Origin of the sequence: Nocardioides zeicaulis (genome assembly GCF_042432345.1) — a bacterium.
GTDB lineage: Bacteria > Actinomycetota > Actinomycetes > Propionibacteriales > Nocardioidaceae > Nocardioides > Nocardioides zeicaulis.
The window spans coordinates 728,380-751,151 of record NZ_JBHLXH010000002.1; the positions used below are offsets into that span (position 1 = coordinate 728,380).

A 22,772-nucleotide genomic window follows, 5' to 3' on the forward strand; every position below is an offset into this window, starting at 1 on the left:
GGCGTCCCTAGCCTTCAGCGGTGCAGCACATCCGCGTGACCGCCCTCGGCCTGTCCGCCCTCCTCCTCCTCGCCTCTCCCACCGCTGCCGGCGCCGGTCGCGCCGACGCCTCGCCGGCGGCCGGTTCGCCCGGCGACACGGTGTCCGCGGCCGCGGCCGCGCCGAAGGTGGCGCCGGCAGTCACGACGACCGAGCGCGACCACCGCAGGAAGCCCCGCTTCGAGGTGCTCCCGCCGACCGACCTGCAGGAGCCCGCCCGCGGCGCAGCCGCCATCCGGCAGCTCGGCGACGACCTGCCCGTGGTCGCTGCCGCGAACGACCTCACCGCGGCCGAGCTGCGGACCACCCTGCGGGAGGACACGACCCTGTGGGTCGCCCCGACCGGCCAGCTCGTCGTCAAGGAGCAGGTCCACAGGGGAGAGGGCTTCGCCCCCGCCGCGTCGCCCTCGGCCCCGCTCGACCAGGCGCTGTCGTTGCACAGCCTCCCCGGTTCGCAGCACACCCTCTACCTCGACTTCGACGGCGTCGGCGTCACGTCCGGCAGCGTCTGGGCGCAGTACTTCGACCTCCCTGCCGGCAGCTACGAGGGTTGGGACCCGATGGGCGACGGCCCCGGCTTCTCCGCCGACGAGCGCGCCGCCATCGCGGACATCTGGACCCGTGTCGCGGAGGACTACGCGCCCTTCGACATCGACGTGACCACGGCCGATCCCGGCGAGGCGGCGCTGGTCCGCAACGGTGCCGACGACACCGCGTTCGGCACCCGGCTCGTCATCACCGACAGCACGTCGGCACCCGCAGCCCTGTGCCCCGACGGGTGCGGAGGAGTCGCGCTGATGGGCCAGGTCGACCGCCTGGCACCGGTCGGCGAGCCGGCCTGGGTGTTCGCCGGCTCCGTCGGGCAGTCGCCCAAGGGCATCGCCGAGGCCGCCTCGCACGAGGTCGGCCACACGTTCGGCCTCGCCCACGACGGCCTGGTCGCCGACGGCGACACCGCCGCCCAGGACTACTACCTCGGCCACGGCACGTGGGCGCCGATCATGGGTGCGGCCTACTACCGGCCCGTCACCCAGTGGTCGAACGGCTACTACCCCGGTGCGGACAACAACGAGCGCGACGTCGACCTCATCGCCGCGATCGCCGGCCGCCGCACCGACGAGGGCGGCGACACCTGGGACTCCCCGCTGCGCGTCCCCGACACCACGGCGTACATCACCGCCGAGGACGACGTCGACACCTACCTCGTCGACGACTGCACCAGCGGCGCGCACATCGCGGCCGCGGTCACCGGGGGTGGCGCTGCGAACCTCGACGTCGACCTCACCGTCGCCCACCCCGGCGGGTCGGTCGTCGCACACCCCAACCCCCTGGTCTCCAGCGTCGACACGCCCGACCACTGGCCGTGGTACGGCGGAGCCACCTACGTCGGCAAGGCCGCCGCGGGCCTCGACGCGGAGGCGGCCGTCCCCGAGGGCGGTCCGTACGTGGTGCAGGTGGGCAGCAGCCTGGGGTGGACCTCCGACGACGGCAGGACCGACTACTCCACCGACGGCAGCCTGGGCGCGTACCGGCTCGTGGTGCAGGGGTGCAGCACCCCCGACGTGGCCCCGAGCCGGCCCACCGGGCTGACGCTCACCGTCTCCGGCGCCGACCTGGTCGCGAGCTGGGGCGCCCCGGCCAACACCGGCGGGCAGCCGGTCACCGGCTACCGCGTCACCCTCAACGGCAAGGACGCCGTCGACCTCGGCGCCGACGTCACCACGCGGACGTTCCCCGGCGCGGCCACCCGCAACTCGACCGTCGCCGTCCGCGCGATCAGTGCCGTCGGGGTCGGGGGTCCCGCATCGGCGACCTCCAACCCGACGACCGTGCCGAGCCAGGTCACCGACGTGGCCGTCGCGACCGAGGGCGTCACGTGCTCCGGCCTCCGCAGCATCCGGGTCGCCTGGACCTCGCCGGCCACCAACGGCGGCTCCACCATCACCGGCTACGAGCTGCGGCAGCGCGACGGCGACAGCTGGTTCAAGGTCTTCGACCTCCCCTCGACGGGCCGCACCGAACGGAGCGAGGTCTGCTTCAACCCCTACCCCGGCGAGGTCTACGACTACCGGATCGTCGCCCTCAACGCCAACGGTGAGGGCGAGGCCTACGACTTCACCGCCCTCCTCAAGGGCAAGCCGACCCGCATCACCCCGACCATCACCACCGATCGCGACGCCCGCACGGTCACCGTCGACTGGGCGACGCCCTTCGACGGCGGCGAGCCGATCCAGCGGATCTTCCTCACCCTGACCACCGGGACGTTCGCGAACCCGGTCACGGTGACGCTCCCGCCCGGCGCCACGACCTACACCTTCACCGGAGTGCGCACGGGCCACAAGCACGTGCTCCTCGCCGCGTCCAACCTCTGGGGGCCGGCCAACGCGACGGAGTACTCCTCTGCGCAGAGCGACACGTCGTTCGACATGCCCGCGATCTCGCCCTTCCCGGACCGGGTGGAGCCGATCTCGATCCGGGTGACCTCGGCTGATCGCGCCACCGGCACCCTCCGGGTCGCCTGGGACCCCGTGGTGCCGGCTGATCCCGGCCACGACCCGATCCTCTGGTACGACGTGTGCGTCGACGTGCCGGGCGGCGTCCACCTGCCGGGCGACGTCGACTTCGGCGACGGCGCCACCCGCGGCACCGACCTCTGCGAGGACCGCACCACGCTGGCGCTCACCGCCGACGCCACGTCGACCCCCCACATCGACCTCACCGGCCTGACCGTCGGCGACCACCTGGTCTCGATCACGCCGGTCAACCCGGGCGGTCCGGGCTACCTCTCCACCATGGCCACGCTCGACTTCAAGCCGACCGCGATCACCTGCCCGGCGAGCTACTCCTCCACCAACCACCAGCTGAGGTGGGAGTGGGAGTGGTTCGACACCAACGTCAACTACTGGAGCGTGCGCACCCGACGGGCGCCGGAGACGGCGTGGACCGTGGTGTCGGACAGCCTCCCGTACTACACGACCTCGATCCCGATCTCCCCCGGCCAGTGGGAGGTCGAGGTGACCGCCCACCTGCGCACCGGGCGCACCGGCGCTCCCGTGGTCTGCGGCGTCACGGTGCCCGACGGCCCGGTGACCCCGACGCCCACCGACCCCACGCCCACCGACCCGACCCCGACCGACCCGACCCCGACCGACCCGACGCCCACCACCCCGGACGTCCCGGGACAGCCTCCGGTCGTGACGCCCCCGACCCCGCCGGTCGTCACGCCCCCGACGGCACCCACCGGCGGCACCGGCACGCCGGCCCCGCCGCGCGTGCCCGACGCACCGGGACGCCCCACCGTCAAGCCGGGCAGCAAGGGCGGCAAGGCCACGGTCACCGTGACGTGGGCCGCGCCGCGCTCGGCCGGCTCCGGTCCTGTCACCGGCTACGAGGTCGTGGTCTACCGCCTGAAGAAGGGCAAGCCGGTGGTCGCCTCCCGCATGACCGTGACGGCGGGCAAGCGCGTCGCCGAGCTCACGCTGAAGGCCGGCTCCTACCAGGTCGCGGTGCGGGCCAGGAGCGCGGCCGGGTGGGGCGCGACGTCGTCGATGTCGAAGGCGTTCTCGCCCCGCTGAGGCCTCCCGGCGCCGCGGTCAGCCTTGGTTGGTGACCGTGGCGTCGGGGTCGGGCTCGGCGTACTCCGTGACGTCGGGGTCGTCGCCCGTGACGGCGCGGAAGAGCTCGGTGGCCACGGCGCGCATCCCGTTGATCTTCGGGTGGAACGGCGCCGCGACACCGGGACGCAGCCGCGGCCCGTTGACCCACGCCTTGCCCTTCGCGCACACGTCGTGGCCCTCGGAGACGGCCTCCATGTCGATGTAGGACGCCCCGCCGGCCTCCGCGCCGCGCCGCAGCGCGTCGTTGAGCGTCCCGGCCACGGCTGCGACGCTGCCGAGGTCGGCCCCCGACGCGCCGACCGCGCTGCAGGTGCCGTCGGTCGGGAGGATGTCGGGGTAGCCGACGACGTAGACGTCGGCATCGGGGGCGATCCGCGCGATGTCGCGCACGGCGGTGCGCACGTGCCCGGCCACCTTCCGCGCGTCGGCCTCGAGGCGACCCACGTCGCAGGGGGCGCTCGCCCCGTCCTGGCAGCGGATCAGCGACTCGTAGATGCCGAAGTCGTTGCCGCCCATGCCGAGCGTCACGAGGTCCGTGTCCGCGCTCAGGGCGTCGAGCTGGGGGGCCGTCCTCGTGCCGTCGAGCAGCCGCATCGTGCCCGTGAGGTCGGCCGTCGTGGCGCCGGAGCAGGTGACGTCGGTGTAGCTCTCGACGTCGAGCCAGTCGGCGAGGAAGGCCGGGTAGTTGTCGCGCGAGCGGTAGCACCCGGTGGGGTCGTTGCGCATCGTCGTGATCAGCGGCCCGGCCGAGAACGAGTCACCGAGGGCGACGTAGTCGATCCCGGTGGTCACCGGCAGGGGCTTGGTCAGGTCGCGCAGGGGGCCGTCGGGGGCCGCGGCGCCGTCCGAGCAGGCGGAGGTGGTCGAGGCGGCCAGGGCCAGCACGCCGAGCAGCCCGGCGAGGCGTCGTCGGGTGCTCACGGGCGCACGCGTCCCTGCTGCCGCGGGGTCACCGAGAAGGTGAACCAGTCGGAGCTGAGGCCCAGCGCCGAGCGCACGGTGTCGCCGTCGACCCGCACCGAGCCGGCCGTGCCGGTGAAGGCCATGTCGGTGACGCGGCCGCCCCACTCGCCGTTGCCGTCGCGCGAGGTGACCTCGATGCCGGTCAGGTCGCCGACCTGCGGCCACTGCGCCTCGATCCGCGCGTCGTCGACCGTCGCGGTCCACGTGGCCCACCTCGGGTTGTCGACGCCGTCGTAGGGGTCGGGCTGGGCGACGAGGTAGGGCATCGAGCCGGCGGACGACCAGCCACCGTTGCTCGCCGAGAACTGCGTGAAGGCCGGGCGGCCGTCGTAGGACAGGCCCTGCTGCGCCGTGGCCCGGATCGCCTCGGTCGCGGCCGGGTGCTCGGCGTCGACTCCCCCGTAGACCTGGCACTGCGAGGTGTCGCAGAGGTCGTAGTGCCCGGCTGCGGGGTGCGAGCGCTCGAACGCGGCGTAGGTGCGGGCGGCGACCGACTGGGCGCTCACCGCCGCGGGCTGCCAGAGGGCGGGGACCTCCTGCGGCACGACCCCGCGGAGGTAGGCCTCCAGGCCGAGCCGGTTGACGGTCTGGCGCTTCCCGTCGCGGCCGGCGACCGACTGCAGCGAGCCGCGGTAGCGGTGGCGGCCGGCGGGGGTGACCAGGGTCAGCGGGCCGCTCGTCGAGGACAGCTCGGCCTCGCCGCGGACCGTGCGCCAGGTGCGCCACCCGCCAGCGGCGCTGCGCTGCACGACGGTGTCGCCCCCGGCGCCGACCAGGCGCCACCGCCGGGCGGACCCCGACGGGAGAGCGCGGGTGCGGCCGGTGGACAGGCTGGTCACGCGGGTGCCGGGCTGGGCCAGCACCTGGACGTCACGACCGGTGTCGGCGGTGATCAGCACCCGGACCTTGCCGCGGAGGCGGGTCCAGGTCGTGCCGGGGTAGTAGAACTCCACGATCTGCTGCCACCCGAGCCCCTGCAGCGCCGCACCCTGGGCGCCGTACTGGGACAGGCCGTGCCCGTGGCCGTAGCCGTGGCCGGTGATCGTGATCGCGGTGGCGCCCGGCGTGGACCAGGTCTCCACCTTCCTGCGCGGCTCCGCGGCCGAGGCGGGCGCCGACGCCAGCACGGGCAGCAGCGCCGCGCTGGTGGCCAGCGCGAGCAGGGTGCGGGTGCGGGACATGGGCGGTTTCTCCCCCGAGGTCGACGTGCAGGACGCGGAACCTCCGAGCGTACAGGCGTACGCCGACGCGCTGCAGGCGGACGCCGGGCCTGCCAGACTCGACCCATGGCCGGAGGATGGTTCGGGGGACGGCGCCGCAGGCGCGAGGACGAGCTGGCCGCGAAGGAGCGCTGGCGTCTCGCCCGGCGCATGGTCGACGAGGACGTCACGGTGCTCGGCGAGCAGCTCGCCGACCTCCACGTCGACACCCTCGGCGACCAGCTCGACCCTGCGTCGCGCGACCACTACCGCCGCGCCCTCGAGCACTACGACCAGGCCAAGCACCTCCTCGCCGCCAGCGTGACCGAGGAGGACGTCGCTGCCGTCGAGCAGGTCACCGCCGACGCCCGCTACCACCGCGCCGCGGTCCTCGCCCTGCGCGACGGCGACCCGCTCCCCCAGCGCCGCGAGCCCTGCTTCTTCGACCCGCGTCACGGACCGGCGGTGCAGGACGTCGCCTGGACGCCGCCGGGAGGCACCACACGGACGATCGCCGTCTGCGCCTCCGACGCCCGCCGGCTGGGGTCCGGCGACGAGCCGCTGGTGCGGCTGGTGCGGGTCGGCGACCGGTGGGTGCCGTGGCACCTCTCGGGCGGCGTCGTCGGCACCGGCGACGCCGCCGCCAGGCTGGCCCAGGACCCCTCCTACGGCGTGCACGGCCAGCAGAACCTCGCCCAGGCCCACCTCAACCGGGCCGTCGACGGCCCCAACGGTGCCGGCTACATGGGCTCCTGAGCCACGGCGCCCCTGCACTGTCGCACCCGCCTGTGACACTGGCAGCGTGCCCGAGGGAGACAGCGTGTGGAAGCTCGCCCGGCGACTGGACCGCCAGCTCGCCGGTCACGCCGTCGTGCGCTCCGACTTCCGCACCCCGCGCCTGGCCACGCGTGACGTCGCCGGCCGCACGGTGCTGGGCCACGACACCCACGGCAAGCACCTGCTGACCCGCCTCTCGGGCCTGGCCGGGTCCCCCGCGGCCACGCTCCACAGCCACCTCCGGATGGACGGGTCCTGGTCGACGCTCGCGCCAGGCAAGCGGCTGCCCGGGCGCGTGCAGCCCCACGTGCGGCTCGTGCTCACCCTCGACGACGACCGCACCGTCCACGGCATCCGGCTCCACGACCTCGACCTGGTGCCGACCGACCGCGAGCACGACCTCGTCGGGCACCTCGGTCCCGACCCGCTGCGCGAGGACTGGGACGCCGACGAGGCGGTGCGCCGGCTCCGCGCCGACCCGGCGCTGCCCCTGGTCACCGCGCTCCTCGACCAGCGCCGGATGGCCGGTCTCGGCAACCTCTGGGCCAACGAGCTCGCCTTCCTCGTCGGCGTCAGCCCGTGGACGCCGATCGGCGACGTCGACGTGGAGCGACTGGTGGGGCGGGCGGCCACGATGCTGCAGCACTCGGCCACCGTCGACGGCGCCTACCAGGTGACCACGGGGTCGCCGGTCAGGGGCGACGACCACTGGGTCGTCGGGCGCCAGCGCTTCGGCTGCCGCCGGTGCCGCGGACCGGTGAGCACCGCCGAGGAGGTCGCCGGCGACGCCGCCAACCGCTTCACGTGGTGGTGCCCGGCCTGCCAGCCCGGCCCGGGCCCGGAGGCCCGGGTGGGGGTCAGACCCGGTGCAGCCGCCGCGCGGCCTCGGCGATCGAGCCGCTCATCGAGGGATAGACGGTGAAGGCGTGGGCGAGCTGGTCGGCCGTCAGCGACTCCGCGACCGCGATCGAGACGGGGTGTATCAGCTCGGAGGCCCGCGGTCCCACGACCACGCCGCCCACCACGATGCCCGTGCCGGGACGGCAGAAGAGCTTGACGAAGCCGTCGCGGACGCCCTGCATCTTGGCGCGCGCGTTGCCCGCGAGCGGGAGGGTGACGACCTCGGCGGTGATCTCGCCGGCGTCGACCGCCTGCTGCGACCACCCCACGGTGGCGATCTCGGGCGAGGTGAAGACGTTGCTCGAGACCTTCTTGAGGTCCAGCGGCGCGACCGCGTCGCCGAGGAAGTGCCACATCGCGATCCGGCCCTGCATCGCCGCCACCGAGGCCAGCATCAGCACGCCGGTGCAGTCGCCCGCGGCGTAGATGCCGCGCGCGGTGGTGCGCGAGACCCGGTCGACGACGATGAAGCCGCCGTCGTCGGTCGCCACGCCCGCCTCCTCGAGGCCGAGGTCGGCGGTGTTGGGGATCGAGCCCAGCGCGAGGATGCAGTGGCTGCCGGTGACGGTGCGCCCGTCGGTCAGCGTGACCGTGACCTCGTCGCCCTCGCGGGTCACCGACTGCATCCGGGACTTCCCGAGCACGTGCATGCCGCGCCGGGTCAGCACGTCCTCGAGCACCGCGGAGGCGTCGGCGTCCTCGCCGGGCAGGACGCGGTCGCGACTGCTGACGAGGGTGACGTCGATGCCGAGCGAGAGGTACGCGCTGGCGAACTCCGCGCCGGTGACGCCGGAGCCGACCACGATGAGCTTCTCCGGCACCTCGGTCAGGTCGTAGACCTGCTCCCAGGTGAGGATCCGCTCGCCGTCGGGCTGGGCGCTCGGCAGGGTGCGGGGGGCGGCGCCGGTCGCGACGATGATCGCGTCGGCCTGCAGCACCTCCTCGCCCACGTGCACGGTCAGGTCGGGGCCGAGGCGACCACGACCGGTGACCACCCGCACGCCGTCGCGCTCGAGGCGGGCGGCGATGTCGGCGGACTGGTCGGCGGCGAGCTGCTTGACCCGCGCGTTGACCCGGGCCAGGTCGACCGTGATCGAGGTCGCCGCGTCGCCCTGGTGGTCGTGGAAGTTGACCCCGAGCTCCTGCGCGGTCGACATCTCGGTCATCAGCTCGGCCGTGGCGATGAGCGTCTTGCTCGGCACGCAGTCGGTGAGGACGGCGGACCCGCCGACACCGTCGGTGTCGACCACGGTCACCGTGGCGCCGAGCTGGGCGGCGACGTGGGCGGCCTCGTAGCCGCCCGGCCCGCCGCCGACGATGACGATGTGGTCGGACATCAGAGGTTGATCATGTGGCCGGCGATGCCGTGGACGGCCTCCTTGACGGCCTCACCCAGCGTCGGGTGCGCGAAGACGTTGCGGGCGACCTCGTCGGCGGTCAGGTCCCACTTCTGGGCCAGCGTCATCACCGGCAGCAGCTCCGTGACGTCCGGGCCGATCATGTGGGTGCCGATGATCTCGTTGTGCTCGGCATCGGCGACGACCTTGACGAAGCCGACCGCCTCGCCGAGACCCATCGCCTTGCCGTTGGCGGTGAAGGGGAACGTTGCGGTCTTGACGTCGTAGCCCTTCTCCTTGGCCTGCGCCTCGCTGAAGCCGAAGGAGGCGATCTGCGGCATGCAGTAGGTCGCGCGGGGCACGAAGTCGTACTCGACCGGCATCGTCTCGGCGCCGTTGATGGTCTCGGCGGCCACGATGCCCATCGCCTCGGCGACGTGGGCGAGCATCATCTTGCCGGTGCAGTCGCCGATGGCGTAGACGTTCGGGACGTTGGTGCGCCCGAAGTCGTCGATCGCGATCGCGCCGCGCTCGGTGAGCTCGACGCCGACGTTCTCCAGGCCGTAGCCCTCGACGCGCGGGGCGAAGCCGAAGGCGGCGAGGAACTTGCCGGCCTCGAGGACCTGCTCGTCGCCGCCGGCGGCGGGGGCGACGGTGACCTTGACGCCCGAGCCGGTGTCCTCGACGTTCTTCACGGCCGTGGAGGTCAGCACCTTCACGCCGAGCTTCTTGTAGTGCTTGAGGAGCTCCTTGGAGATGTCGAAGTCCTCGGTGGGCACCATCCGGTCGAGGAACTCCACGATCGTGACGTCGACGCCGAAGTTGGCCATCACGTAGGCGAACTCGACGCCGATCGCGCCCGAGCCGCCGATGATGATCGACTCCGGCAGCTGGTCGGTGAGGATCTGCTCCTCGTAGGTGACGACGTTCTCGCTGAGCTCGACGCCCGGCACCAGCCGGACCGTCGCGCCCGCGGCGATGATGAGGTTGTCGAAGGTGTAGCCGGTGGTCTGGCCGTCCTTGTCCTTCACGTCGATCCCGGTCGCGCTGGTGAGCGTGCCCCAGCCGTCGATCTCGGTGATCTTGTTCTTCTTCATCAGGAAGTGGACGCCCTTGACGATGCCGGCGCTGACGTCGCGGCTGCGCTTGTGCGTCGGGCCGAACGACATCGTCGCGTCGCCCTCGATGCCGAACTTGGCCTTCTCGTGCTGGAGGGTGTGCGCGAGCTCGGCGTTCTTCAGCAGCGCCTTCGACGGGATGCACCCGACGTTGAGGCAGACACCTCCCCAGTACTTCTCCTCCACCACGGCCACCTTCTGGCCGAGCTGGGCTGCGCGGATCGCGGCGACGTAGCCACCGGGGCCGGCGCCGAGGACGAGGGTGTCGAAGTGCGTGTCGGTCACGCCCCCAGCCTAGTTGTCCGGCTCCGCTGGGGCACACCGGGAGGCGACGGCTCGGTAGCCTTCCTCCCGTGACGCTCTACGCCGCCTACGGGACGAACCTCGATCCGGCCCGCATGGGCGAGCGCTGCCCCCACTCGATCCTGCACTCCACGGGCTGGCTGACGGGGTGGCGGCTGACCTTCGGCGGGGAGGAGCACGGCTGGGACGGCGCCCTGTCGACCATCGTGCAGGACCCGTTCGAGCAGGTGTTCGTCGCGGTCTACGACGTCACGCCCGAGGACGAGCGGGCCCTCGACGGCTGGGAGGCCGCCGACACCGGGCTCTACCGCAAGACCAAGGTGCGGGTGCAGACCATGACCGGCCCGCTGGTGGTGTGGGCCTACGTCCTCGACGCCTACGAGGGCGGGCTGCCCTCCGCGTCCTACCTCGGGGTGCTCGCCGACTCCGCCGAGGCCGCCGGCGCCCCCGAGGACTACGTCGCGGCGCTGCGCCGACGCGCCTGCCGCTCCACCGGTCTCTGAGCCCTGGCCCTAGAGTGCGGGCCATGAGCGACCAGAGCCCGTACGACGCCGCCACCTCCGCCGCCGAGAAGCTCGCCGAGCTGACCGGGGTCGAGCACCACGACATCGCCCTGGTCCTGGGCTCGGGCTGGCTGCCGGCCGTCGACGCGCTCGGCGAGGCGACCGCCGAGATCTCCACGACCGACCTCCCGGGCTTCAGCGCGGCCGCCGTGGCCGGCCACAGCGGCAAGATCCGCTCGATCCGCAACGGTGGGAAGAACCTGCTCGTGTTCTTGTCCCGCACCCACTTCTACGAGGGCAAGGGCGTCGCGGCGGTCGTGCACCCGATCCGGACCGCCGCGGCCGCCGGCTGCTCGGCCATCGTGCTCACCAACGGCTGCGGGGGCCTCAAGGAGGGCTGGCAGCCCGGCCAGCCGGTGCTGATCTCCGACCACATCAACCTCACCGGCACCAGCCCGATCGTCGGCGCGAACTTCGTCGACCTCACCGACCTCTACAGCCCGCGCCTGCGCGCGATGTGCAAGGAGGTCGACCCGACCCTCGACGAGGGCGTCTACGTCCAGTTCCCCGGCCCCCACTACGAGACGCCCGCCGAGGTGCGCATGGCCGGGATCATGGGCGGGCACCTGGTCGGCATGAGCACCACCCTCGAGGCGATCGCGGCCCGCGAGGCCGGCATGGAGATCCTCGGCATCAGCCTGGTCACCAACCTCGCCGCCGGCCTGAGCGGCGAGCCGCTCAACCACGAGGAGGTCCTCGAGGCGGGCAAGGCCGCCGCGAGCCGGATGGGCGGCCTGCTCAGCCAGGTCGTCACCCGGATCTGACGTGCGCGTCCTCGTCACCGGCGCGGCCGGCAGCCTCGGCCGGACGATCTGTCCCGGCCTGGTCGCCGCCGGCCACGACGTCGTGGGCCTCGACCTGGTCCCGGCGCCCGACGGCACCACCTTCGCCTGGCACGAGGCCGACTGCGCCGACCCCGACGCCGTCGAGGCCGTCCTCGACGCCGAGCGCCTCGACGCCGTGGTGCACCTCGCCGGCTTCCCCGACGAGGCGTCGCTGCCGACCGAGCTGACCTCCCACGTCGTGACGACCGCCGCGCTGCTCGACGCGATGGTCGCCCACCGCGTGCCGCGCATCGTGTACGCCTCGTCCAACCACGCCGTCGGACGCACCCCGCGCGAGGAGGGGGTGCTGACCGAGCACGCGCTCCCCCGCCCGGACACCTACTACGGCGTCGCCAAGGTGGCGGCCGAGGCGCTCCTGCGCCTGTTCGTCGACCGCCACGGCCTCGACGCGGTGGCCTGCCGGATCGGCTCGTTCCTCGAGCAGCCGGCCACCGTGCGCGGGCTGTCGACCTGGCTCTCCCCCGGCGATGCGGTCCGGATGGTGCTCGCCGCGCTCACCGCACCCTCGCCCGGGTACGCCGTGCTCTACGGCACCAGCGCCAACACCCGCGGCTGGTGGGACCTCGAGCCGGGCCGACGGCTGGGCTTCGAGCCGCAGGACGACGCCGAGGACTTCGCCGACCAGGTCGAGCCGGGACCCGACGACGAGGCCGAGGCCGAGCACGTCGGCGGACCGTTCGCGCTCGAGCGCTTCCACCGCCCGGCCCTGGGGTCCTAACGGGACCCCTTGACTTGGAGCGCACTCCAAGTCCGACACTGGTGCGGTGACCAGCCTGAGCATCGCCGAGGCCGCCGAGCAGACCGGCCTCACCGCGCACACCCTCCGCTACTACGAGCGCGACGGGCTGATGCTGCGCTCGGTGGAGCGCGCGTCGTCGGGCCATCGGCGCTACACCGACGAGGACCTCCGCTGGATCGAGATGGTGACCCGCCTCCGCGCCACCGGCATGCCGATCCGCGACGTGCGCCGCTACGCCGCCCTGGTGCGCGAGGGCGCCGGCAACGAGGACGAGCGGCTCGCGCTGCTGCTGGCCCACCGCCAGACCGTGGAGCAACAGCTGGCCGAGGTCACCTCGCACCTGCGTGCGATCGACCACAAGATCGCGATCTACGAGCACACGGTCAGGCCTGCCTCCTGACAGGTGTTCCCCAGGTCGGCGCACCCGCTCTTGACTTGGAGCGCGCTCGAAGGAGTTGGGTGGAGTCATGACCACACCAGACATCGGACAGCGCACCCTCGGCACGACCTCCGCCCTCGCCCTCAGCACCCTCGGCCTCGGCTGCATGGGGATGTCGGAGTTCTACGGCACCCCTGACGAGCAGTCCGGCATCGACACCATCCACCGCGCCCTCGACCTCGGCGTCAGCTTCCTCGACACCGCCGACATGTACGGCCCGTTCACCAACGAGCAGCTCGTCGGCCGCGCGATCGCCGGTCGTCGCGACGAGGTGCAGCTCGCGACGAAGTTCGGCAACGAGCGCAACCCCGACGGGTCCTGGGTGGGCATCAACGGCTCCCCCGACTACGTCCGATCCGCCTGTGACGCGTCGCTGCAGCGCCTCGGGGTCGACCACATCGACCTCTACTACCAGCACCGCGTCGACAAGTCGGTCCCCATCGAGGAGACGGTCGGGGCGATGAAGGAGCTCGTCGAGGCCGGCAAGGTGCTCCACCTCGGTCTGTCCGAGGCGGGCGCGGAGACCATCCGCCGGGCCCACGCCGTCCACCCGATCACCGCCCTGCAGTCGGAGTTCTCCCTCTTCACCCGCGACATCGAGGACGAGGTGCTGCCGGTCCTGCGCGAGCTCGGCATCGGCCTGGTCCCGTACTCCCCGCTGGGGCGCGGCATCCTCACCGGCGCCGTCTCGCGCGAGACGCTGGAGGCCGGCGACTCGCGCGCGGCCGGGCGCTTCCCGCGCTTCGAGGGCGAGGCCCTCGACGCCAACCTCGCCCTCGTCGAGAAGGTGACGGAGCTCGCGGCGCAGAAGGACTGCACGCCCGGCCAGCTCGCCCTCGCCTGGGTGCTGGCCCAGGGCCAGGACGTGGCGCCCATCCCCGGCACCAAGCGCGTGAAGTACCTCGAGGAGAACGTCGGCGCGGTGGGCGTCGAGCTCACCGGCGACGACCTCGCCGCGCTCGAGCAGGCCGTCCCGCGCGACGCGGTGGTCGGCGAGCGCTACGGCGACATGTCCACGATCGACGCCTGACCGTCCCGGGGCCGGGGTCGGGCGCGCCGCTCAGGTCGCGGCGATCCCGACCCGGCCCTCGCGGAAGGCGTCGACGAACAGCGCGTGGTCCGCACGGACCTGGGCTGCGTAGGCGATGCCCCAGTCGCACAGCCAGCCGACGTAGTCCTTGCGGCGACCCTCGAGGGACCGCGCGATCGCCTCCTCGACCTGGAAGTCCACGAGGTCCTGCTGGCTGTCCTCGTCGGAGGCGCAGTGGATCTTCGCCGTCGCCCGGCCCAGCAGCTCGACCACGGCGCGCATCTGGTCGGGCTCGTTGATCTCGTCCCAGTCGAGGTCGACCTCGTAGGGGGAGACCTCCGCGACGACGTAGCCGACGCCGTCGATGCTGGTGTGCCCGAGCAGCGGGTCGGTGTGCACCTGGAGCGCACGCTGGCTGACCACCGTCCGCTGGCCCTCGTGCTCGAAGTAGGCGTCGACCTCGGCGGTGTCGACGAAGCGGCTCACGGCCGGGACGTTGGCCTGCTTCATGCTGAGCACGACGTCGTTGTCCAGCGCCTGGCTGTAGCCCTCGACGAGCACGTTGTAGGCCGGCAGGCCGGCGCTGCCGATGCCGAAGCCCGACTTGCCGACCACGTCGCGCAGCTCGTAGAACAGCGCGCGGTCGAAGCGCTTGGACTGCGGGATCGTCTCGAGGTAGTGCTCGAACGCGGCGACCACCTTCGCCCGCTCGTCGCGCCCGAGCCGGCGCACCGAGGCGTCCTCGCTGAAGCGGCGCACCCCCTTGGTCATCACCGTCATCTCGTCGAGCAGGTCCGCACGACGCATCGAGCGCGCCTCCTCGAGCGCGACGAGCACCGGACCGCCGGCCGAGTCGAGGGTGAGCTCGAAGTCGTCGTCGCAGTCGGACTCGACGTAGTGGTTGACCTGCGAGAGGTACGAGCGGGCGTAGCGGGCGATGAGCTTGCGGATCGCCTCCTCCGGCAGCGCCTTCTGCCACGCCAGCAGCGCCAGGCTGGCCGCGAAGCGCTGGAGGTCCCAGGTGAAGCGCCCCAGGTAGGCCTCGTCGAAGTCATTGACGTCGAAGACGAGGCGGCCGTCGGAGTTGAGGTAGGTGCCGAAGTTCTCCACGTGCAGGTCGCCGTGGATCCAGATCCGCTCGGCTCCGTGTCGCGACCAGTCGTCGGTCTCGGCGGTCACGTCGCGGTAGAACAGGCACGCGGTGCCGCGGTAGAAGGCGTGCGGGTCGCGCGCCATCTTGCGGTACTTGGCGCGGAAGGCGGCGGGGTCGGCACGCATCAGCGGGGCGAAGGCGTCGCGGAGCACCTCCACGATGACGGACGTGCGGTCCCCATGCTCGTGGTGCTTCGCGTCACTGGTCACGTCCGCACTGTAGGGCGCGACCGCCGGCGCGTGGAGGACTGCGGCAGGATGGGGCCATGGCAACCACACAACTGGGCGACACCACCGTCAGCACCGTCGGCGAGCTTCCTGCGGTCGGCTCCAAGGCGCCGGGCTTCGACCTGGTCGACGCGAAGTTCCAGGCCCTCACCGACTCCTCGGTGGCCGGCAAGCGCGTCGTGCTCAACATCTTCCCGAGCATCGACACCGGCGTGTGCCAGGCGAGCGTGCGGACGTTCAACGAGCTCGCGTCCGGCCTCGACAACACCGCCGTGGTCTGCGTCTCGCGCGACCTTCCGTTCGCGCAGGCCCGCTTCTGCGGCGCAGAGGGCATCGACGCCGTCCTCGTCGGCTCGGCCTTCCGCTCCTCGTTCGGCCAGGACTACGGCGTCGCCATCGACGGCGGCGGCTGGGACCAGCTGTTCGCCCGCGCAGTCGTCGTCCTCGACACCGACGGCACCGTCCTGTACACCCAGCTCACCGACGCGATCGGCCAGGAGCCCGACTACGACGCCGCGGTCGCCGCCCTGTCCTGACCTCCTGCTGCCCGCCCCCGGCCCCGGCCGGGGGCGGGCTCACACCCTGAGGCGAGCCAGTCGTGCTCGACCTGCGGCAGCACCTGCGCCTCGAGCAGCACCTGCGCGAGGTCGCGGTCGCCCATGCAGGCGCGGAAGAACATCGGCACCGTGAGGCCGTGCCCGGGCCGGTGGACCACCTCGATCGGGTCGTCGCGCTCGACGACGCCTGCCTCGCGCACCGCGAGGTACGCCCCGGTGCGCCCGTGCTCGGCGAAGCGCCGGACCCACCGCGGCTCGGCCATGTGGGCGGCGAAGGTGCGGCACGGCACCCGCGGGCCGCAGACCTCGAGCAGCACCGCGCCCACCCGCCACTGCTCGCCGATCTCGGCGGCGTCGACGTCGAGGCCGCTGGTCGTGAGGTTCTCCCCGAACATGCCGTCGGCGAGCTCGCGGCCGATCTCGCGCTCCCAACGGTCGAGCTCCTCGCGCGCGAACGCGTAGACCGCCTGGGTGTCGCCGCCGTGGTGCTTGCGGCTGCCGATCTCGTCCCCGACGACCCCGCTGCCGAGGCCGCCGCGCTTCGGCCCGGGGTCACGCACGGTGATCCGGTCGACCGGGTGCTTGCGGATGCCGCTGGGCCGGCGCAGCCCGGCGACCGTGGCCAGCGCGCCGGCGTTGACCGACAGGACGGTGGCGCTCACGTCGCGGGCGAGACGCGAGCGGTGAGCAGCCTCAGGGTCTCCTGCAGCTGCTCGAACTCGTCCTTCACCAGCCCGATCTGCTCGACCATGTCGCAGTGGATCGCCTCGGCGTGCTGGCGAAGCGCCTCGCCCCGCTGCGCGAGGGACACCACGACCAACCGCTCGTCGACGTCGTCGCGGCGCCTCTCGACGAGACCGCCCGCCTCCATCCGCTTGAGCAGCGGGGTCAGGGTGCCGTGGTCGAGGCGGAGCCGGGCCGCGATGTCGCGCACCGTGGAGCTCTCGTGCTCCCACAGCACGATCAGCACGAGGTACTGGGGATAGGTGAGGCCGAGCTCGGTGAGCACCGGGCGGTAGGCGGCCGTCACCGCACGCGAGGCGGCGTAGAGGTCGAAGCACAGCTGGTCGTCGAGCGGCACGGCCTTCGGCGTCCCCAGCGTCCCCATGTGCGGCATTCTGCCCTACACCCGATACCTTGTGCACAAGTGGTGTGTGCGCAAGGCAATGCCGCAGCGGGGAGTCTGGGAGGGCGCCTGTGGCTGGACGAGCAACACCCGACGACGAGCAGGGCACCGACGTGACGCTCGAGGACCTGCTCGAGCGGTCCGGGAACCAGGACACGGCAGCGTTCGCGACGATGTACGACCGGCTCGCCCCCCGCGTGTACGGGCTGGTGACGTGCCTGGTGCGCGACCCCGACGCCGCGGAGCAGGTCTGCTGCGAGGCGTTCCTCGAGGTGTGGCGCCGTGCGGCGACGTACGACCCCGCGAGCCCCGGCGCAGCCGCGTGGGTGCTGGGGATCGCCCACCGGGTGGCGCTGCGCGCGGCCGGCCTCACCCGCCTCCAGGCCGATGCGCTGCACCTCGCCCGCTTCGACGGGCTCGACCACCGGTCCATCGACGCGCACCTCGGCGCCGAGGACCCCGCGACGACGCTGCTCACCAGCGGGCTGCGGAGGCTGGCGGCGGCGGGCGGCCGGTGACCACCTCGGATCAGGAGTCGCCGGTGTGGCAGACCGCCTCGATGTTGTTGCCCTCGGTGTCGCGGACGAACGCGCCGTAATAGGCCGGGTGGTACTCCGGCCACAGGCGTGGCTCGTGCAGCGACTCCGCACCCGCGGCCACCGCCTCCGCGTGCCAGGCCCGCACCGTCGCGGCGTCGGGCGCGGCGAAGGCGACGTGCACCTCGCGGTTGGGGCCGACCCCGTCGAAGGTGCTGATCCAGAAGTCGGGACCGTCGGTGCCGTAGCCGATGGCCACGCCGACGTCCATGACGCGGCGGTGGCCCAGGACGCCCAGGACCCGGTCGTAGAACCCCGCCGCCCGCGCGAGGTCGGTGCAGTTGATGCCGAGGTGATCGATCATGGTCAGATCCTGACAGCGCCCACCGACAGCGGCTGCCGATAGCGTGCGGACCATGACCGCACCGACCGAGCTGATCGACCAGGCCCGCGCGTGGGCCGCAGAGGACCCCGACGAGCAGACCCGCGCCGAGCTCGAGGCGCTCGTCGCGGCCGCCGAGCGCGGTGAGGAGACCGACCTGGCCGACCGCTTCGCCGGCACCCTCGAGTTCGGCACGGCCGGCCTGCGCGGCGCGCTCGGTGCCGGGCCCAACCGGATGAACCGGGTGGTCGTCACGCGCGCGGCAGCCGGCCTGGCGGCCCACCTCCGCGCCACCGGTCACGCGGGTGGCTCGGTGGTGATCGGCTACGACGCCCGCCACAACTCCGACGTCTTCGCGCGCGACACCGCCGAGATCATGACCGGCGCCGGGTTCAAGGCGCTCGTCATGCCCCGCACCCTGCCGACGCCGCTGCTGGCGTTCGCGATCCGCGAGCTCGGCTGCGCGGCCGGCGTGATGGTGACCGCCAGCCACAACCCGCCCCAGGACAACGGCTACAAGGTCTACCTCGGAGACGGCAGCCAGATCGTGCCGCCCGCCGACGAGCAGATCGCCGCGCAGATCGCCGCGGTCGGCGCGATCGCCGACCTCCCCCGCGGCGACGCGGGCCGGCCGGTCGGCGAGGAGATCGTCGACCGCTACCTCGACACCGTCGCCGGCCTCGCCGAGGACGGCCCGCGCGAGCTGTCGATCGTCTACACGCCGCTGCACGGCGTCGGAGGCTCGACGGTGGCCCAGGTGCTGGAGACCGCGGGCTTCGAGGCGCCCCACGTGGTCGAGGAGCAGGAGCACCCGGACCCCGAGTTCCCCACGGTCTCCTTCCCCAACCCGGAGGAGCCCGGTGCGATGGACCTCGCGATGGCCCTGGCCGCGCGTCAGCGCGCCGACCTCGTCGTGGCCAACGACCCCGACGCCGACCGCTGCGCCGTCGCGGTGCCCGACGCCCACGGCTGGCGGATGCTGCGCGGCGACGAGGTGGGGGCGCTGCTGGCCCACCACCTGCTCGCCCGCGGCCGCGCCGGCACCTACGCCAACTCGATCGTGTCCTCCAGCCTGCTCGGCAAGATGGCCGCTGCCGCCGGCCAGCCGCACGAGGAGACGTTGACCGGCTTCAAGTGGATCGGCCGCGTCGAGGGCCTCGCCTTCGGCTACGAGGAGGCCCTCGGCTACTGCTGCGACCCCGAGCACGTCCGGGACAAGGACGGCGTCTCGGCGCTGCTGCTGGTGTGCGAGCTCGCCGCGCAGGCCAGGGCCGAGGGGCGCACCCTGACCGACCTGCTCGACGACATCGCCCGCACGCACGGCCTGCACGCCACCGACCAGCTCTCGGTGCGCTTCGAGGACCTCTCCGAGATCGCCGCCACGATGGACCGGCTGCGCGCCGCTCCCCCGCAGGCCCTCGGCGGCCTGGCCGTCGAGCGGGTCGAGGACCTCGCGCAGGGCACCGACCTCCTCCCGCCCACCGACGGCCTGCGCTACTCCCTCGCCGAGGGCGCGCGCGTCATCGTCCGCCCGAGCGGCACCGAGCCCAAGGTGAAGTGCTACCTCGAGGTCGTGGTCCCGGTCGAGGAGGGCGTCGAGGACGGCGTCGACGCCGCCCGGATCTCCGCCGCGGGCCGCCTCGACGCGATCAAGGCCGACCTGCGCGGCGTCGCGTTCGGCCAGCCCGCGGAGGCCTGACGTGCGCGGGCGTGCCGCAGCACTCGGCCTGGCCCTCGCGGCCGGCGTGCTGGTCCCCGCACCCGCGACGGCGGCTGGGACGGCGACGGGGACGGGGACGGCGTACGACGGCGCCCGTGAGCGCGCTCCGCGCACCTGGCTCGTCGGCCCGGGCCGAGCGCTCGCCGCCCCCAGCGCCGCGGCGGCGGTGGCCGGCGACGGCGACACGGTGCTGATCGACGCCGGCACCTACTCGGGCGACGTGGCCACCTGGACCCAGGACGACCTCACCCTGCGCGGCGTCGGCGGGCGCGCCCACCTGCGCGCCGACGGCACCGACGCCCAGGGCAAGGCGATCTGGGTGATCGCCGGCGACCGCACCCGCGTCGACCGGGTCGAGATGAGCGGCGCGGCGGTCCCCGACGCGAACGGCGCCGGCATCCGGCAGGAGGGCACCGACCTCACGGTCACCCGCAGCTGGTTCCACGACAACCAGGAGGGGATCCTCACCGGCGCCGACCCCGAGAGCGACGTCGTCGTGCGGCGCTCGCGCTTCTTCCGCAACGGGGCGGGCGACGGCTACTCGCACAACCTCTACGTCGGCGCCGTCCGCTCGCTGACCGTGACTGGCAGCTGGCTGTGGGGTGCCGACGTGGGCCACGAGCTGAAGTCCCGCGCGGCCCGCACCACCATCGTGGGCAACCTCATCGACGACGGCGACGCCACCGCCAGCTACTCCATCGACCTGCCCAACGGCGGGCGCGCGCTCGTCGCGGGCAACGTCGTCGTGCAGGGACCGCGCTCGGAGAACCCCACGCTCGTCTCCTACGGCGCCGAGGGGCTCACGAACGCCTCCCACCGGCTCTGGGTGGTCCACAACACCTTCGTCGACCGACGCTCGAGCGGCACGTTCGTGGCGCTCGCCGAGGGGAGCGTCGCCACCCTGCGCAACAACCTGCTCGTCGGTCCGGGTGACCTCACCGCGGGCGCGAGCGCCTCCGCGCGGGCGAACCGCCGCGTCGGCACCGAGTCGTTCGTCGATGCCTCCGCCGGTGACTTCCGGCTCGTCGCGTCCTCCCCCGCCGTGGACCGCGGCGTCCGGGTGCCGCGGCGCTGGCGCCCCGCCCTGGAGTACGTCGCCCCCGCCGGGTCCGTCCGGCGACCCGTCGTCGGCCGTCCCGACCTCGGGGCCTTCGAGCTGCGCTGACCGGGTTCGCCGATTCGGCCTCGGGGCGGGCCGGGGTGCACGACGATGTGCGCCATGGGTCAGACCGGTCGACAGCTCCGCTCGCGCACCGCCAAGGCGATGGGTGAGCGCGCCTCCGGCACCTCCACCGCCCCCGGTCGTCGGCCGAGCGCCCCGGCACCCTCGTGGCGCGAGCGGGCCGGCTACCTGTTCGACAACTCGATGTCGCGGGGGACCCCCGCGCTGATCGCGTGGCTGAGCGCCCTCACGCTGCTGCTGATCGTGTTCTTCGCGCTCGTCACGATCGGCCTCGGCCTGCGTGGCCCCGGCGACGGCGAGGGGTTCGGCGACGAGGTCTTCAACGCCCTCCTCCACGCCCTCGACCCCGGCACCGTCGCCGGCGACGTCGGCCACCCGTGGCGCTACATCCTCACCATGCTCGCCCTCACCGTCGCCGGGCTGTTCATCGTCAGCGCGCTGATCGGCGTGATCGCCGCCGGCATCGACGCCAAGATCGCCGAGCTCCAGCGCGGCCGCTCGCTGGTGCTCGAGCGCGACCACACCGTGATCCTCGGCTGGTCGGAGTCGATCTTCACCATCCTGCGCGAGCTCGCCATCGCCAACGAGAGCCGCCGGCGTCCGGTCGTGGTCGTCCTCGCCGACCGCGACAAGGTCGAGATGGAGGAGGAGATCCGCGCCAAGGTGCCCGAGACCCGCGGCACCCGGATCGTGTGCCGCAGCGGCTCGCCGATGGACGTCGACGACCTCGCGGTCTCCAGCCACCGCAGCGCCCGCTCGGTCATCCTGCTCGCGCCCGCGGGCTCGGAGGACCCGGACGCCGAGGTGATCAAGACCCTGCTGGCCCTGACCCACGAGGGCCCGGACGGCCCCCGCATCGTCGCGGAGATCCGCAACCCGACCAACCTCGAGGCGGCCCGCCTCGTCGGCGCCGAGCGCACCACCCTCCTCGACATCCGCGAGACGGTCGCCAAGCTCGTCGTGCAGACCTCGCGCCAGTCGGGCGCCTCCGCCGTCTACGTCGAGCTCTTCGACTACGACGGCGACGAGATCTACTTCCTCGCCGACCACGGCCTCGACGGCCTCACGTACGCCCAGGCCCAGCACCGCTTCGAGAGCGCCAGCCTGATCGGCCTGGTCGGCGCGGAGGGCAGCCGGCTGAGCCCACCGCCCGACACCGTCGTCGCCGGCCACACGCTCGTCCTCGTCGCGGAGGACGACTCCGTCCTCGACGCCTCCGGCGCCGCGCACGCCGAGCCGGTCGAGGAGCACCTCGGGCAGACCACGCCGGTCCCCCAGGAGCCGGGCCGCGCGGTGATGATCGGCTGGAACGAGCGCGCGCCGCTCATGCTCGCCGAGCTCGACCGGTACGCCGACCCCGGCTCGACCATCACCGTGCTCACCAGCCTCGGCGAGCCGCGGGTGCCCCCGCTGCGCAACCTCGCCGTCGAGGTGGTCCACGGCGTCACGACCGACCGCGCCACCCTCGACCAGCACGTCGTCGCCGGCCTCGACCAGGTCATCGTGCTCTGCTACTCCGACGACCTGCCGGCCCAGGCCGCCGACGCCAGGACGCTCGTCACCCTGCTCCACGTGCGCGACATCCTGGCCCGCCTCGGCAGCGAGACCGCCGTGGTGAGCGAGATGATGGACGACCGCAACCGGGTGCTCGCGCAGGTCGCCGACATCGACGACGTCGTGGTGAGCGGGGAGTTCGTCAGCCTCATCGTCACCCAGCTCTCGGAGGACGCCCGGCTCGAGGCGGTCTTCTCCGAGCTCCTCGGCGCCGACGGCGCCGAGATCTACCTGCGGCCGGCGGAGTGGTACGTCCGACCGGACGTCGAGGTGTCGTGGGCCAGCGTGGTGGAGGGCGCGATCCGGCGCGGCGAGACAGCGATCGGCTGGAAGTCCGACCAGCTCTCCGCCAGCGGCGCGGAGTTCGGCGTGCGGGTCAACCCGCCCAAGTCGGCGACGTTGACCGTGCGACCGGGCGACCGGGTCGTCGTGCTCGCCCAGGACTGACCCGTGCGCGGCACGCCC

Annotated in this window: 21 protein-coding genes; 13 read left to right on the forward strand and 8 right to left on the reverse strand. The window is 73.2% G+C overall.

Annotation, left to right across the window (positions count from 1 at the left end):
* Positions 1 to 20 precede the first annotated feature (20 nt).
* Entirely contained in the window at positions 21 to 3,614 is a 3,594-nt protein-coding gene (locus ACFFJG_RS18100) for a fibronectin type III domain-containing protein (protein WP_378520173.1), read from the forward strand.
* A gap of 18 nt (positions 3,615 to 3,632) precedes the next feature.
* Here the strand turns inward: ACFFJG_RS18100 and ACFFJG_RS18105 are convergent, their stop codons facing one another.
* Together ACFFJG_RS18105 and ACFFJG_RS18110 are read right to left on the reverse strand one after the other, a co-directional pair.
* Positions 3,633 to 4,577 carry an SGNH/GDSL hydrolase family protein gene (locus ACFFJG_RS18105; RefSeq protein WP_378520174.1) on the reverse strand — a complete coding sequence of 315 codons (945 nt, stop codon included), beginning with the start codon at positions 4,575 to 4,577 and terminating at the stop codon, positions 3,633 to 3,635.
* Entirely contained in the window at positions 4,574 to 5,800 is a 1,227-nt protein-coding gene (locus ACFFJG_RS18110; protein WP_378520175.1) for a SpoIID/LytB domain-containing protein, read from the reverse strand. The genes ACFFJG_RS18105 and ACFFJG_RS18110 overlap by 4 nt, the downstream gene beginning before the upstream one ends.
* 105 nt (positions 5,801 to 5,905) lie before the next feature.
* Here ACFFJG_RS18110 and ACFFJG_RS18115 point away from each other — a divergent pair, with 105 nt between their 5' ends.
* Entirely contained in the window at positions 5,906 to 6,574 is a 669-nt protein-coding gene (locus ACFFJG_RS18115) for a hypothetical protein (protein ID WP_378520176.1), read from the forward strand.
* 46 nt (positions 6,575 to 6,620) lie between these two features.
* Complete coding sequence (locus ACFFJG_RS18120; protein WP_378520177.1) at positions 6,621 to 7,517, forward strand: DNA-formamidopyrimidine glycosylase family protein; 897 nt, start codon at positions 6,621 to 6,623, stop codon at positions 7,515 to 7,517.
* On the opposite strand, the gene ACFFJG_RS18125 is transcribed toward ACFFJG_RS18120, so the two are convergent.
* Both ACFFJG_RS18125 and lpdA read right to left on the reverse strand, forming a co-directional pair.
* Positions 7,453 to 8,832, reverse strand: a complete 1,380-nt coding sequence (locus ACFFJG_RS18125; protein WP_378520178.1) for an NAD(P)H-quinone dehydrogenase — start codon at positions 8,830 to 8,832, stop codon at positions 7,453 to 7,455. The two genes, ACFFJG_RS18120 and ACFFJG_RS18125, sit on opposite strands and share 65 nt — an antisense overlap.
* The gene (lpdA, locus tag ACFFJG_RS18130) at positions 8,832 to 10,235 is read right to left on the reverse strand and encodes a dihydrolipoyl dehydrogenase (protein WP_378520179.1); all 1,404 of its coding nucleotides are present in this window, start codon (positions 10,233 to 10,235) and stop codon (positions 8,832 to 8,834) included. The genes ACFFJG_RS18125 and lpdA overlap by 1 nt, the downstream gene beginning before the upstream one ends.
* 68 nt (positions 10,236 to 10,303) lie before the next feature.
* Between lpdA and ACFFJG_RS18135 the strand changes: the two genes are divergently transcribed.
* The 5 genes from ACFFJG_RS18135 to ACFFJG_RS18155 all read left to right on the forward strand — a co-directional run bounded on the left by ACFFJG_RS18135 (position 10,304) and on the right by ACFFJG_RS18155 (position 13,869).
* Positions 10,304 to 10,756: a gamma-glutamylcyclotransferase family protein gene (locus ACFFJG_RS18135; RefSeq protein WP_211733106.1), complete on the forward strand. Its 453-nt coding sequence runs from the start codon at positions 10,304 to 10,306 to the stop codon at positions 10,754 to 10,756.
* Positions 10,757 to 10,779: 23 nt separating this feature from the next.
* Complete coding sequence (locus ACFFJG_RS18140) at positions 10,780 to 11,580, forward strand: purine-nucleoside phosphorylase (RefSeq protein WP_378520180.1); 801 nt, start codon at positions 10,780 to 10,782, stop codon at positions 11,578 to 11,580.
* A gap of 1 nt (position 11,581) precedes the next feature.
* Positions 11,582 to 12,379: an NAD-dependent epimerase/dehydratase family protein gene (locus ACFFJG_RS18145; protein WP_378520182.1), complete on the forward strand. Its 798-nt coding sequence runs from the start codon at positions 11,582 to 11,584 to the stop codon at positions 12,377 to 12,379.
* A gap of 46 nt (positions 12,380 to 12,425) precedes the next feature.
* Positions 12,426 to 12,800, forward strand: a complete 375-nt coding sequence (locus ACFFJG_RS18150; protein WP_378520183.1) for a MerR family transcriptional regulator — start codon at positions 12,426 to 12,428, stop codon at positions 12,798 to 12,800.
* 67 nt (positions 12,801 to 12,867) lie between these two features.
* Positions 12,868 to 13,869, forward strand: a complete 1,002-nt coding sequence (locus tag ACFFJG_RS18155; protein ID WP_378520184.1) for an aldo/keto reductase — start codon at positions 12,868 to 12,870, stop codon at positions 13,867 to 13,869.
* A 30-nt stretch (positions 13,870 to 13,899) separates the two neighbouring features.
* On the opposite strand, the gene ACFFJG_RS18160 is transcribed toward ACFFJG_RS18155, so the two are convergent.
* A complete protein-coding gene (locus ACFFJG_RS18160; protein WP_378520185.1) occupies positions 13,900 to 15,231 on the reverse strand; it encodes a DUF2252 domain-containing protein in 1,332 nt (443 codons plus the stop codon).
* Between the two features lie 56 nt (positions 15,232 to 15,287).
* Between ACFFJG_RS18160 and tpx the strand changes: the two genes are divergently transcribed.
* Positions 15,288 to 15,785, forward strand: a complete 498-nt coding sequence (gene tpx / locus ACFFJG_RS18165; protein ID WP_378520186.1) for a thiol peroxidase — start codon at positions 15,288 to 15,290, stop codon at positions 15,783 to 15,785.
* On the opposite strand, the gene ACFFJG_RS18170 is transcribed toward tpx, so the two are convergent.
* Positions 15,755 to 16,468 carry an MOSC domain-containing protein gene (locus tag ACFFJG_RS18170; protein ID WP_378520187.1) on the reverse strand — a complete coding sequence of 238 codons (714 nt, stop codon included), beginning with the start codon at positions 16,466 to 16,468 and terminating at the stop codon, positions 15,755 to 15,757. The genes tpx and ACFFJG_RS18170 overlap by 31 nt on opposite strands.
* Positions 16,465 to 16,914 (reverse strand): MarR family winged helix-turn-helix transcriptional regulator, encoded by a 450-nt coding sequence (locus ACFFJG_RS18175; protein WP_378520188.1) that lies wholly within the window; start codon positions 16,912 to 16,914, stop codon positions 16,465 to 16,467. The genes ACFFJG_RS18170 and ACFFJG_RS18175 overlap by 4 nt, the downstream gene beginning before the upstream one ends.
* 89 nt (positions 16,915 to 17,003) lie before the next feature.
* Here ACFFJG_RS18175 and ACFFJG_RS18180 point away from each other — a divergent pair, with 89 nt between their 5' ends.
* Positions 17,004 to 17,450 (forward strand): sigma factor, encoded by a 447-nt coding sequence (locus ACFFJG_RS18180; RefSeq protein ID WP_378520189.1) that lies wholly within the window; start codon positions 17,004 to 17,006, stop codon positions 17,448 to 17,450.
* A gap of 10 nt (positions 17,451 to 17,460) precedes the next feature.
* On the opposite strand, the gene ACFFJG_RS18185 is transcribed toward ACFFJG_RS18180, so the two are convergent.
* Positions 17,461 to 17,832, reverse strand: coding sequence for a VOC family protein (locus ACFFJG_RS18185; RefSeq protein WP_378520190.1), 372 nt, complete (start codon positions 17,830 to 17,832; stop codon positions 17,461 to 17,463).
* A 52-nt stretch (positions 17,833 to 17,884) separates the two neighbouring features.
* Here ACFFJG_RS18185 and ACFFJG_RS18190 point away from each other — a divergent pair, with 52 nt between their 5' ends.
* From ACFFJG_RS18190 to ACFFJG_RS18200, 3 genes are read left to right on the forward strand one after another with little or no spacing between them, the layout of a single operon-like run.
* Entirely contained in the window at positions 17,885 to 19,549 is a 1,665-nt protein-coding gene (locus ACFFJG_RS18190; RefSeq protein ID WP_378520191.1) for a phospho-sugar mutase, read from the forward strand.
* A 1-nt stretch (position 19,550) separates the two neighbouring features.
* On the forward strand, positions 19,551 to 20,735 hold the full coding sequence (locus ACFFJG_RS18195; RefSeq protein ID WP_378520192.1) for a right-handed parallel beta-helix repeat-containing protein: 1,185 nt from the start codon (positions 19,551 to 19,553) through the stop codon (positions 20,733 to 20,735).
* Positions 20,736 to 20,789: 54 nt separating this feature from the next.
* Positions 20,790 to 22,754, forward strand: a complete 1,965-nt coding sequence (locus ACFFJG_RS18200; protein ID WP_378520193.1) for a CASTOR/POLLUX-related putative ion channel — start codon at positions 20,790 to 20,792, stop codon at positions 22,752 to 22,754.
* Positions 22,755 to 22,772: the final 18 nt, after the last annotated feature.